Here is a 12,523-nt window from a genome sequence, read left to right as displayed (position 1 = left end):
AACCGATCCATCGGCCCCGGCGGGCGTGCTTCGTCGGCCCAGCCTTGACTAGGCCCCGCCGCTGGCACCCAGCGAACGCTGCAGGTCGGGTTTCATCGCCTGCAGTTGGGCGCCCCAATACTCCCAGCTATGCGTGCCGCTGTCCGGGAAGTTGAACACCGCGTTGTGGCCGCCGGCGGCGTAGTAGGCGTCCTGAAACTTGAGGTTGCTGCTCCGCACGAAGTTCTCGAGGAACTCGGCGGGAACATTGGCGCCCCCCAACTCTGACGGAGTGCCGTTGCCGCAGTAAACCCAGAGCCGGGTGTTATTGGCAACCAGCTTGGGGATCTGCACGGTCGGGTCGTTGGCCTGCCATGCCGGGTCGCTCGGCGGGCCCCACATGTCCACGGCATGGTAGCCGCCGGCGTCACCCATCGCCAGGTTGATCAGCGACGGGCCCATCCCGGAGGAGGGATCCATCAGCGCCGACATCGAGCCCGCGTAGATGAACTGCTGGGGGTGGTAGGCGGCCAGGATCAACGCGGAAGCACCCGCCATGGACAGGCCGACCGCGGCGCTGCCCGTGGGCTTGACATTGCGGTTGGATGACAGCCACCCGGGCAACTCGCTGGTCAGGAAGGTCTCCCATTTGTAAGTCTGGCAACCGGCCTTGCCGCAGGCCGGCTGGTACCAGTTGGTGTAGAAACTGGACTGCCCGCCAACCGGCATAATCACCGACAGGCCCGACTGGTAGTACCACTCGAACGCGGCCGTGTTGATGTCCCAGCCGTTGTAGTCGTCCTGCGCGCGCAGCCCGTCGAGCAGATACACCGCCGGCGAGTTGGGTCCCCCGCTTTGGAACTGAACCTTGATGTCGCGGCCCATCGACGGCGAGGGCACCATCAGGTATTCGACGGGCAGCCCCGGCCTGGAGAAGGCCCCCGCCGTCGCCGCACCGCCGGCGAGACTGATCAGGCCCGGCAGGGCCGTGGCCGCGGCCGCAGCCACCAGCAGCCGGCGTGCCCAACCCCGCATCTTCTTGCTCACCTCGATCATGCTTGTGCCCCTGTTCGGTCGTAGGCCGCCATGGCCATGGGCAAAACTTACCGTGTCGATGGGCCAGATGTCGATCCGGACGCAAAGACATTTCGATTCGATATCGCTTGCAGGCGGCGAACTCGCGCCGTGATCGACCGAAACACCGTCCGCGCCTCGTCGAACCCCGGGCGCCGCCACCGTGACCGCCGAGAGCCGGCATCGCGGCGGTATTCATCGTTCGCGGTTCGAACACTACCGTGCAGCCGATATTGCCCAATGAGACAGCAAGCGTCTCAGGAAGATGCGGGTGTCGCCACGGACATTGACTCGCGTGGTCCCAGGTCGAGACGAAACGGCGGGTACTCGTCGCGCATCAGCGTCGCGTAGGCGACTACCCGGATGGCCCACCGGTTGATGCCGAGCACGAACTCAAATAACCCCTTGGGGTAGCGCCCGGTGAAAAGCAGGCCCACCATCGCGATGACCAGCAGGATCTCCACTAAGGGGGGCAAGAGGTAGGCGACGAATTCGTTCGGGTTGACGGTGAGAACGTGCCATCCGGCGGTGAAGAAGACGAGGAGTATCAGGTAATGCGGAACCGCCAGCAGCCACCACTTGATCAGAACCAGGCCCCGGTTCAAACGTTCGGGGTAATCGACCTCCAGGTCGGCCGGGTAGTCGGCTTTGGTCCGCAGGCTGAACGGCGGATATTTGTCGGTGCCCAACGCCGACAACGCGTAAAAGCTCACCCGCCAGCGCCATCGCAGAACACCGAGGCGGAAATCGAACAGCGGACGGGGATATTTGCCGGTGATCAGGATTGCGAAGAACGCAACAATGGTGACCACCAGCACCCCGAGATGCAGAAATATCAAAATAACGTAATGCGGGACGGCCAGAATCCATTTGATCAGCCATTGCCAGCGTGACAACTGGGGATCGAGGTCTCCCCGGACCCGGACCGGATAGCTTTGAGGTCGCATAGCTGTGCTCCTGGGGTGTGTTTTCGGCTCGATCCGCGAGCCGCCGGTGTTCGGTTTCGCACGGTCACATTCGCTCTGCGCGGCCTCGGTCACCCGGTGAATGTCCTGGCGACGTCGGCCGCGGTGGTCAGGGCGGCGATGTGGTCGTCGACTGACTCCAGACCGGCGCCCATGGTGTTGATCGCCACGTGAGACGCGCCGGCATCGGCCCACGTGCGCAGCGCATCCGCGAGCTCTCCCGCATTGCGTCGCCAGGACACTCGGCCCTCCATGGCGATACCGGCGGGGTCTCGGCCGGCCTCCGCTGCCGCGCGGCGGATCAGCCGGAGTGCTTCATCGAGCCGCGGGCCGGGACCCACCATGGGAAACCAACCGTCGGCCAGGCGGCCGATGCGCTGGTAAGCGCGGGGGGAAGAACCCCCGAACCACACCGGAATCGGTCGCTGCAGCGGCAGTGGCGCCAGTCCGGCCCCGGTCACGCGGTGAAACGTGCCGCGATAGGTGACCGTTTCTTCTGTCCATAACCTGCGCATGAGGTCAACTTGCTCTTCGCAGCGCTTGCCACGGGTGGAGAAATCTTCGCCTAACGCTTCATATTCCACAGCGTTCCACCCGATCCCAACGCCGAGGCGCAGCCGGCCGCCGCTGAGCAGGTCCACCTCGGCGGCCTGTTTCGCGACCAGAACCGCTTGCCGCTGAGGCAGAATCACGACAGCGCTTGCCAATTCCAAGGATCTGGTCATGGCTGCCAGATAGCCGAACAATACCAATGGCTCGTGGAAGGTGCTGCGGATGTCATAAGGCCCGTCCCAGCCGACATGGACCGCGGGATCGGCGCCGACGACGTGGTCGTAGGCCAGTAAGTGCGTGAAGCCCAGCCCTTCGACGTGCTCGGCGTAGGCGCGCACGGCGCCCGCGTCGGCGCCGATCTCGGTTTGCGGGAACACTACTCCCACTCGCATCTTGTCTCCTGCGTTAACTCAGGCCGCTTTGGGCCGGGTGGCGGAAAATGACACCGTAACCTCGTCGGCTACCTTCACCGAGCCCATGAGCAGTGAATAGGGTTTGACGCCGAAATCCGATTGGCGAACGGTCGCGCCGGTGGATATTCTCCACAAATCACCGAGGTCATCTGTTTGCAGGTCGATTTCGCGGTCACGTGTCCTGCCGTGGATGTGCAGCTTCCCGATCAGGCGATACCCACTGCCGGTCTTTTGAATACTTTCGGCGGCAAAGCAGATCCGGGGAAAACGGCCGGCATCGAGCGCCCGCAATGCATTTGACCGCACCAGCGCCTTCTCCGCTGCCGACAAGGCCCCGACGCCACCCTCTCCGTGCAGCACCTCAAACGAATCCACCTCGACCGTGAGCTTCGCACTGGCGGGTTTGTCGTCCTTCCACACCACGGTGATCTGCCATCGCCGCATCGCGATGGTGAGCCGATGCCCCATCCGCGCAGCTCTGCCCGTGACTCCCGTGCGGATAAGGAGTTCCCCGTCGGATGCGTCCAGGGCCCACCGTTCATCGGCCACACACCGAATGTATCGACCGTTGGCGATCGGCGATGCCGGGGATGGCGCCTTACATGGTGAGCGCCATACGGTAGCGCGCCTGTCCACGGTCCATGGTTGCATAGGCGGCCGGGGCTTCGGTGAGCGGTCGCTGCTCCACCCAGGGGCGGATTCCGGCGAGCACCGCGAAATTCATGGTCTCTTCCACATCGCGAGCGGTACCGGAAGGATGGCCGGGCCGCACCGCCAAGGCTCTGAATAGCCTGCGCAACATCGGTTTTCGTGGAGTCGATATAGTGGTGGGCACCGAGGCGACGGGCATCGTGTTCGTTGCCGGGACCGCGAGCGATCGCGATGGTTTCAAAGCCCATTGCCCGGCACAACTGCACCCCGAGGTGTCCCAGACCGCCAATGCCCAACACCGCGACCCGATCACCGGCTACCGCGTTCGCGCGGCGCAACGCGTTGTAGGTCGTCACACCGGCACAGCCCATCGGGGCGGCGTCGGCGAACGACAACTCGTCTGGAATCCGCGCGAGCGCGGTGGCCGGCACCACCACCGATTCCGCATAGCCGCCCGGATAATGCCAGCCTGGAACGTGCAAATTCGGGCAGTGGATAAAGTCGCCTTTTCGGCACGGAGTGTAGTGGCCGCAGTGACCTCCGAACCATCCGACCGCGACGCGATCACCGACGCCGAAATCGGCAACACCGCCACCAACCTCCAGGATTGTCCCGGCGATTTCATGCCCAGGGTCAACGGCCAGGACACGCTCGGGAAGTCGCCGCGGACAAAAGCGCGGTCGGTGCCGCAGATGCCGCACGCGGAGACCGCGAGGCGTACCTCGCCGCGACCCGGTGAAGCGGTGTCGACGCCGGTGACCTCCAACGGCCCGCCCGCGGACCTTATCTGCACAGCCCGATGAATCGCCATCGGCCTTCCTTACCGGTGCTGGACCGGTGCTGGCTAAGACGTGGTTCTGGTCGCGGGGGACTTTCGTGGGCCTTCCCGCCGGGTGTTGATGGTAGCGGGTGTGCGCTGGGGTTTTGTGCCGTTGAGCAAACCGCCCTATGGGCGGGGCCGCACCCGCTATGCTGTGGGCCGAGCCATAGGGGTATTGGCCGGATCGGGCGACATAACACCGAGGGTGAACCATGATTCGCGAACTGTTCGTCACCGCCGCCGTGGTGGGTGCGGCTATCAGCATGGCGCCGGTCAGCGCCGCCGATCCTCAGCACTACGACGGCGATGTGCCCGGTATGAGCTATGACGCTTCCCTCGGTGCGCCGTGCGATAACTACCAGCGGTTTATCTTCGGCCGGGGCCCCGGTGGCCAGGTCGAGGCGTGCCATTTCATCATCAATCAGTTCCCGCCCGCACAGTCGGGCTACTGGGTGATCTCCTACCCGATATACGGAGTCCAGCAGGTGGGTGCACCCTGCCCGAATCCGCGCGGATCGGTGGCCCAGACTCCCGACGGGCTGCCCATGATGTGCACCGAGCACGGGTGGCAGGTCGGGCAATTGACCGGCGGCGGATTCCCGATCGTCGGCGGGGGATTTCCCTCCGACACCGGGATCACCGGCTAACGACCGGTCGCTGCCGCCAGGCAGCGCTTCTCCGCCAGCAGCATCGTCCGCCCCGCGCGGTGCCGCCAGCACGTCGCCCGACCGGCCCCACCGGTGCTGCGGCTGCGGGAACCGTGATCCGTTTCCGCCGGTGCGGTGCCAATCCAGCCCGTACCGTCGGCGCCCGCGGAGCCGGCTCTGTTGCCGTGTCGGCGTGACCGGCGCCGCACCCCACCACCGGTATCGGACGGTCTCGTTGGGCCGTGGCCCTGCGGTAGCCTGGCCGGACATGGGACGCGTGGACGGGAAAGTTGCACTCATCAGCGGCGGCGCCCGGGGGATGGGCGCTGCTCATGCGCGGCTGCTGGTGGCTGAGGGCGCGACGGCGGTGATCGGCGACATCCTGGACGGCGAGGGCAAGGCGCTGGCCGATGAGCTGGGAGCCGCGGCGCGCTACGTCCATCTCGACGTGACCGATCCCGATCAGTGGAAAACCGCGGTTTCCACGGCGGTGGGCGAGTTCGGAAAGCTCGACGTGCTGATCAACAACGCCGGCATCGTGAACCCTGGCCCGCTGAAGACGATCGATTTGACCAAATGGCAGCGGGTCCTCGACGTCAACCTCACCGGCACGCTGCTCGGTATGCAGGCGGTGATCGATCCCATGACCACCGCGGGCGGGGGCTCGATCATCAACGTCTCGTCGATCGAAGGCCTGCGAGGCGCCCCCTGGGTGCACGGCTACGTGGCCTCCAAGTGGGCGGTTCGGGGTCTCACCAAGTCGGTGGCGTTGGAACTGGCACCGCTGAAAATCCGGGTCAACTCGATTCATCCGGGCTTCATCCGCACCCCGATGACCAAGCACCTGCCCGACAACGTGGTGACTATCCCGCTCGGCCGCCCGGGCGACCCGAGGGAGGTCTCGACGTTCGTGGTGTTCCTGGCCAGCGACGAGTCCTCGTATGCGACCGGTGCCGAGTTCGTCATGGACGGCGGCCTGGTCGCCGACGTTCCCCGCAAAGCGCTGTAGACCGCACCGGCCCGGTCAGGATTTCTTAGGCAGCGGGGTGAGATCTCGTTTGCTCGTTTGCTTGTTTGCTCCGACGTTCCCGCGGTCCCACACGCCCGGGCTTTTGCCTGCCCGGCCCCCGCCGGGGGATGCCGCCGAGCCGCCCGATGCCGCGACCGGCGGTTGCCTTTTCCGCGATGAATTCGACGGGCCCGCCGGATCGGCCCCAACCTCGTCGTGCGCGCCACAAAAGACCCAACCACGTCCTTCGGCGACCTGGTGCGCGGCAGCTGGCACGGAAAGCGCGTGTCCGGATCGCTTCGGACGCGCAGGTCGCACGGCACACCCCCGATGGCGCGCGGCGTTCACCGTGTGGCGGTTATGTACTGGGAGTGCATAATGTCGTCGATGTGAACGTCGACGGCTGCGGGAGTTCTCCCGTAACCGGCCTGCAATTCGGGATTTGAGCGGATGGGATCGACGGCCCACCCGTGGTCGATCAGCCATGCCGCGGTGTTGGTCTTGTTTTCATGGTCGTAGGTCAAAGCCGAAAAGTCGACCTCACCCGCCGTATTGACACCCGGGAAGGCCGCCTCCAAGGCGGCGAACTGGTCCCAATCATGAAACGAGCCGAGGGCGCCGACCGCCAGACGGCTGCCCGGCGCGGAAAGCCGGTCGATGCGGACGAAGAGGGTATCTTGAGCGGCGGCGGTCAGGTAGGGCAACACCCCCTCCACCGACCAAGCGGTGGGTTTGTGCGGATCGAACCCGGCTGCGGTCAGCGCCATGGGCCAGTCCGCCCGCAGGTCTGCCGCCACTTCTTTCCGGTGAGCGGTGGGCTGAGCACCGTGCTCGGCGAGCACACGCGCCTTGAATTCCAGCACCTTTGGCTGGTCGAGTTCGAAAACGACCGTTCCGCTGGGCCATTCAAGCCGATACGCCCGACAGTCGAGGCCGGCTGCCAGGATCACCGCCTGCCGTAGACCGGCCCCGGCGGCAGCCCGAAAGAACTCGTCGAAAAATCGTGTTTGCACCCCGTAGAGACGTGGGAAAGCAGTCGCATTCTCAGAGGTCACCGGGTTTGCCAGCAGCCCGGTGAGATATGGGTCTCCGGAAGCGGTGATGAAATATTTGGCGTACTCATCGCGCACCAGCGGCTGGGGGTGCAAGGCGTGCACCGCGCGCCACCCCGCGACCAGCAACGCCGTGTAACCCACGCCGCTGACGATGTCCCATTGGTCGTTATCCGACCGGGCCCATCTCGATTCGGGTCTAGCCATAGAACTGCCTTTCGTCGGCGCCTCACCGGCCGGCCAGATCAGTTTTCTCCGGTCATGAGCAACCTACCTGCCATGGTGCCGCCGAAATCGCTGGATACCTCGGCGGATCGGTGCCCACCTCAGCGCGCTCCACGCACCTTGGTGACTGCCGTCGGCGCGGTCGTGCGGGTTTCCCGTTGTCACGGCGGGTGCGGTCGACGATCACCCTCGGTGTGACCGTGAAGGGACCGCTGGTGCACGCATTCGACGGCCATGGTAGCGTACCCTCCCTGCATCGTCGGCCACGGATGGGCCGTTCGACGTTCCGCCACAGAAGGACCAAGCCGGGGTTAGCCCGGGTTAGCTCCGGATTTGCTCAGGATTAGCCCAGGATTTTCCCGTAGACGAGGGACGAAGACCCAGGTAAAGCCACACTTCGTCGCGACTTGCATTATATCTCGTACATGCGCCAAATGAGCCCTTGTCGGACACGTGGCCAACTATTTGGAGTGGCAGATCCATGATCGGCAGCCCACCTCTTCCCATCTGGCCGCGTAACGTCTAAACTACCCGCTGAACACGATTTCACTACGAGATTACAGAAGGAATCAGCACAAGGATTTAAAAATAATTATTTATAAGGATTAGCGCGTGTGTAGATGCAATTTCTCTTTTTTACTAATCGGCGTTTATCGAGATCGGAGCCTCGGTGAATGACATTCTGCAGAACCGGCAATATGCCGATCAGTAGTGCCGCGCATTTGTTGTGTCGCGTCAGAACATTGCCGCCGGCTCCGAGGATGTCGGTGCCACCTACCAGGCACCCCCCCTGCTCAGTGCTTCCAATGAGATGGTCAGTAACACAGCGTTTTTCGTGTTGCCCTTCGGGTGCCGCAGGCGTTTGGTGGGTGTTGTCACGCCCCGGCGGGCCGGTATGGCGGCCCGATCATCATGATGTGGTTACGGGCCTGCGAGAGCTTCCACCCGATGCTATAGATGATCCAATGCGTCATGCGGTCGGTGCCGATGAGTGCCGAAGCTTCCTCGTCAAGGATGGGAACGGCGCAGGTCGCAGCCCGTTTACGCTGATCGTTCGGGACGTCGGCGGGAAGTTCACCGTGGATGCGCGCGTGCAGAGCGCCCGGCTATATTGAACGGACTTAACCGGAACACGCGGGAGAACTTCATATGGGAAGTTAGCGCGGAAACGACATTGGGGAGGATCCAATGACGCCTGTGTCAGCCAGTGGAGGAGACGATTCCGGTCTCGACTTCATCGGCATCGGTTTCGGACCGTCGAATCTCGCACTGGCCGTGGCAGCTGACGAGATCACACCAAACTGTCGCGGTTTATTTCTAGAACGCGATCAGAACTTTCAATGGCATCCAGGAATGATGTTCCCCGGTGCGAAAATGCAAATTTCATTCTTGAAAGACCTCGCCACGCTTCGCAATCCGGCAAGTAAATATACATTTCTTCAGTATACTAAAGCGAAAGGGCGTCTGGAACAGTTCGTCAATCTCAATGAATTCCGTCCCAGTCGACTCGAGTACCAAGATTATCTGCAGTGGGTTGCTAAATTCTTCGCCGACAGAGTCCGATATGGAACCGTCGTAACCGGAGTGGTGCCAATTCGTGAATCGTCATCCGCAACAGCTCCCCTGGCCCAGTTCAAGGTCTATGCCCGTGAGGTAATGACGGGGACCAAATACTGCTTCCTTACCCGCAACGTCGTTTATAGCGGTGGTGGCGTCCCGCGCGTTTGTGGCGAACATACGGGTACGTCTGCAGTGTTGCACTCCAGTCAATTTTTGCCGCGCTTCACAAATCGTTTCAACCGGACAGAAATGGCCTATCGTTTTGCGGTTGTTGGAAATGGTCAAAGCGCTGCAGAGATCGTCGAATACGTGTTAAACTATTATCCCAAGGCGACGCTTCACTTATTCATACCCGATCACACCCTTCGAGCAGCAGATAGTTCTCCATTCATTAATGAACATTTCTTTTCTGTCAAGGCTGCGGAATTTTACGAATATCCCCTTGCCAAAAGGATCGCGCTGCGCGAGGAATTACGTCCAACAAATTACGGTGTCGTGGACCCGGATCTGTTGCAGAAACTGTATCAAGCCGCATACCTGGATGAGGTGAAGGGATACCGCCGATTACATCTTCATTGTGAGTCGCGGTTAGCTCACGTCAGGGAGATCGACGGGCACGTCGTTGCCACATTTGAGGACCGTTTTAGTGGCGAGTCCAGCGAATTTAGCTTCGACGGTGTTGTCCTGGCCACTGGTTACGACAGAGCGGTGGACTCTGAGATTTTCCGGGAAGTGTTGCCATATATCTTACGTGATGAGTCCGGTGCGATTTCGCTGTCTCGCAGCTGCCGAGTCAACACTACACCTGCGTTAACGGCCGGACTGTTTCTGCAGGGGTACGGTGAAGGATCGTTCGGGATCGGCGACACCCTGCTGTCGCTGTTGCCGTTCCGAGCGCAAGCGATCGTCGAGGAAATTGCGAAAAATTGCGCCAGCATCCCGACTTTGTGCCGCCGCAATACCTATGGCGAATATCCACCGAAACGATATATCGAAGCCGATCTTGACCATTTACGGGCCGTCATCAATAGGTACCGATTCGCCACACTTGTCTCTGCGCGGGGAGTGGATGACCCGGTCGTGACACAGCTGCCATTGACCCTTGACACATCGCGCGGATCGCTGGGAGTTCTTTTCGGGCATATGGATGCGGCGAATCCGCACGCCGAACTACTTGACGGACGCCGGGTGCTCGTCTTGTTCCATGGGCCGAACGGATACATTTCGCCACAGGTATACGAATCAGACCAACTGCCTACGTGGAACTCCATCACCGTGGAAGTACGTGGACGTGCACGAATTCTGCGGGACAAAGACGCCGTGGTTGACGGTCTTTGTGGTATAGCGGCGGCAGCGGACCCATCTCCGGGCGGCTATCGGCTAACTCGCGAAGCGGCCAGCGACGAAAGGCTTTTCCCCCTCATCGTTGGATTCGAGATTGACATCGAGGGGATGACCGGACGTTTCAAGCTTTCTCAGGATCGAGATGACGGGGATCGTTGGCGTGCTGCCCGTGCATTGGCGCAGGGGATGCAGCAGGATGACCGTGACCTCATTTCCTCGATCGTCGGATTCCCGCTCGATAGCGATGATGACCCGACCCAGTTACCGCAGGAGCGAATGACGTGAAGATAGCAACACGCTGGCTGCCGACGGGTGATCGACTGTTTGCTCAGTGGGTTCGCGGGCAGCGGTGGGTGGTTTCGGTTTTGATGGCGGCCGGGTTACAACGTTTCGGGAACCCAATCGGCAACGGTTTTGGGTATTCCGCGGATGGAGTAGGCGGTTTCAGGTCGATCACTGACTGCGCTCGAATGGCGATGCCGGATCGAAGTAACCCGATGGGGCAGCTATTTACCCAGCTGCTTAACTTCGATCTATGGTGGCGCGGTGCGTTTTTCGTCGGTGCGCAACGTATCTGGTTATCAGGGAAGCTTGCCGTCAAAGGCGCCTGGTATAACATTGTGGGTCTGTGGGAGCGACGTTTCGTGCTAGGTCTGATGCATGGTTTCGTAGACGGCACAACCTGTTTGGCGATGACATCACCGGCTGTGGTGTCGCTGTGGTCAACGATCGGCTGCAGCACGGCTGGAGGGTTCGCTGATTCTAGCCGGCCGATGGGTAGCTTATTGCAGGGCGGTGAGGCCAGGGGCGTGTGCACGATGTCGAGCAAGATCGGTCGTCCTACCAGGTGTGAGTTAGGGGAGCTGGCGCGGGTCGGCGCTTTTGACGCCTAGACCGGCTACTGCCGCGGGGGAATCACTTGGGCGGGGGTTACTGCTGGAGGAGCGCGATGAAGGTTGCTGATCGTGTGTTTCCGCTGACTCGGGGACAGCTGGATATCTGGCTTGCGGAGAAGACGGGCCGGTTCGGCGCGAAATGGCAACTGGGTGTGCTTTTACGTATCGACGGCGCGGTAGATCCGGGCGTGCTCCAGTTCGCCATACGCCAGGTGGTGCAGGAGGCCGAACCGCTTCGCGCAATCTTTTTCGAGGTCGATCACAAGGTGTTCCAGCGGGTGGTTGATCACCCGGACGTTGAGCTTGCTCGCTATGATCTCCTCGGCGCGCAGGATCCTGCGCAGGAAGCCTATCGGCTGGCATCGTCGATTCAACGCACGCTGATGCCGCTCAGCGGTCCGCTATTCAAGTTTGCGTTAATGCAGACGCGCGTGGACGAATTTTATTTGTTCGTGTGCTGCCATCACATAGTGGTGGACGGTATCGGCCTCGCTCTTGTTTGTCACCGGATTGCAGCGGTTTATTCTGCGATCGTTGGCCGGTCGTCGATTCCTCCGGCTTTTTTCGGTTCGTTGGGCGATCTGATCGACTACGAGTCAGAATACGAAGCGTCCAATGACTACCTTGATGATCAGGCCTATTGGGCCAAAAACGTTCCAGGGGACAGTGGCTTTGGTTATCGGCTGAACCACATCGCGGGTGGCAGCGATGGTCAGTCGACGCCGCCGATTCAGCTGGATGACACCGTTGTTGACGGGATACTCAGGTTATCGCAAACGCTCGGAGTACGCCGGTCGTCGGTGATTACCGCGGCATGCGCGTTGTTGGTGCGCGGATATGACATTGAGAATCCGGAAGTGGTGCTTGATTTTCCGGTAAGCAGGCGTGTGCGTCCAGAGGCAAAGACGATTCCCGGAATGATGTCCGGTGTCGTGCCATTGGTGTTGACAGCTGAGCCGAGACAGACCGTGAGTAGTTTTTGTGAATATGTTGACCTGCGAATACGAGAGGCGCTTATACATCAGCGGTTCCCGGTTCAAGTTATTGAACGAAAATCACGTTCCGGAGACTTAGAGCAAGTTTCGAACCGGGTTGTTGTCAATTTCCTTCCAACGACGCATCTCGACAATTTTGGTGGCGCTTCGGCATCGGGAACTCTCACCCATTCAGGTGTGGTGGATCAGTCGGGCCTTGTATTTTTCAGGGACAATGATCAGCTGTTTCTCAGCACACAGGGCTCGGGACAATTCTTTTCGAATTCCGACGTCCTCGATCTGGCCGCGCGGTTGCAGCGGGTGCTGGCGGGGATGCTCACCGATCCGGGGCGGCTGGTGTC

10 protein-coding genes and 2 pseudogenes are annotated in these 12,523 nt (G+C 61.4%); 6 read left to right on the top strand and 6 right to left on the bottom strand.

Annotated elements, in window-relative coordinates; all coding sequences use genetic code 11:
* Window positions 1-48: 48 nt before the first annotated feature.
* The 5 genes and pseudogenes from ag85B to QJR12_RS16215 all read right to left on the bottom strand — a co-directional run bounded on the left by ag85B (window position 49) and on the right by QJR12_RS16215 (window position 4,445).
* On the bottom strand, window positions 49-1,035 hold the full coding sequence (ag85B, locus tag QJR12_RS16235; protein WP_300584304.1) for a diacylglycerol acyltransferase/mycolyltransferase Ag85B: 987 nt from the start codon (window positions 1,033-1,035) through the stop codon (window positions 49-51).
* A gap of 275 nt (window positions 1,036-1,310) precedes the next feature.
* Entirely contained in the window at window positions 1,311-2,000 is a 690-nt protein-coding gene (locus QJR12_RS16230) for a DUF4389 domain-containing protein (protein ID WP_300584302.1), read from the bottom strand.
* 89 nt (window positions 2,001-2,089) lie between these two features.
* Window positions 2,090-2,962, bottom strand: coding sequence for an LLM class F420-dependent oxidoreductase (locus tag QJR12_RS16225; RefSeq protein ID WP_300584300.1), 873 nt, complete (start codon window positions 2,960-2,962; stop codon window positions 2,090-2,092).
* Between the two features lie 18 nt (window positions 2,963-2,980).
* Window positions 2,981-3,532 carry a YceI family protein gene (locus QJR12_RS16220; protein ID WP_300584297.1) on the bottom strand — a complete coding sequence of 184 codons (552 nt, stop codon included), beginning with the start codon at window positions 3,530-3,532 and terminating at the stop codon, window positions 2,981-2,983.
* A gap of 49 nt (window positions 3,533-3,581) precedes the next feature.
* Window positions 3,582-4,445: pseudogene (locus QJR12_RS16215) on the bottom strand (alcohol dehydrogenase catalytic domain-containing protein).
* A 221-nt stretch (window positions 4,446-4,666) separates the two neighbouring features.
* Between QJR12_RS16215 and QJR12_RS16210 the strand changes: the two are divergent.
* From QJR12_RS16210 to QJR12_RS17795, 3 genes and pseudogenes are all read left to right on the top strand, one after another.
* A complete protein-coding gene (locus QJR12_RS16210) occupies window positions 4,667-5,101 on the top strand; it encodes a hypothetical protein (protein WP_300584296.1) in 435 nt (144 codons plus the stop codon).
* Window positions 5,102-5,369: 268 nt separating this feature from the next.
* On the top strand, window positions 5,370-6,110 hold the full coding sequence (locus QJR12_RS16205; RefSeq protein WP_300584294.1) for a glucose 1-dehydrogenase: 741 nt from the start codon (window positions 5,370-5,372) through the stop codon (window positions 6,108-6,110).
* A gap of 106 nt (window positions 6,111-6,216) precedes the next feature.
* Window positions 6,217-6,318: pseudogene (locus QJR12_RS17795) on the top strand (1,3-beta-glucanase); the annotation flags it as partial.
* Between the two features lie 136 nt (window positions 6,319-6,454).
* On the opposite strand, the gene QJR12_RS16200 reads toward QJR12_RS17795, so the two are convergent.
* Window positions 6,455-7,369 (bottom strand): class I SAM-dependent methyltransferase, encoded by a 915-nt coding sequence (locus tag QJR12_RS16200; protein WP_300584292.1) that lies wholly within the window; start codon window positions 7,367-7,369, stop codon window positions 6,455-6,457.
* Between the two features lie 1,206 nt (window positions 7,370-8,575).
* Here QJR12_RS16200 and QJR12_RS16195 point away from each other — a divergent pair.
* From QJR12_RS16195 to QJR12_RS16185, 3 genes are all read left to right on the top strand, one after another.
* Window positions 8,576-10,576, top strand: a complete 2,001-nt coding sequence (locus QJR12_RS16195) for a SidA/IucD/PvdA family monooxygenase (RefSeq protein ID WP_300584290.1) — start codon at window positions 8,576-8,578, stop codon at window positions 10,574-10,576.
* Entirely contained in the window at window positions 10,573-11,184 is a 612-nt protein-coding gene (locus QJR12_RS16190) for a hypothetical protein (protein ID WP_300584288.1), read from the top strand. The genes QJR12_RS16195 and QJR12_RS16190 overlap by 4 nt, the downstream gene beginning before the upstream one ends.
* Before the next feature lie 56 nt (window positions 11,185-11,240).
* Window positions 11,241-12,523: condensation domain-containing protein (locus QJR12_RS16185; RefSeq protein WP_300584286.1), on the top strand; the 1,283-nt coding region annotated here is incomplete at its 3' end.

The sequence above is a fragment of the Mycobacterium sp. genome (assembly GCF_029961025.1).
Classification (GTDB): Bacteria; Actinomycetota; Actinomycetes; order Mycobacteriales; family Mycobacteriaceae; genus Mycobacterium.
Note: the sequence above shows the minus strand (reverse complement) of the source record. Positions and strands in the feature narration are given on the sequence as shown.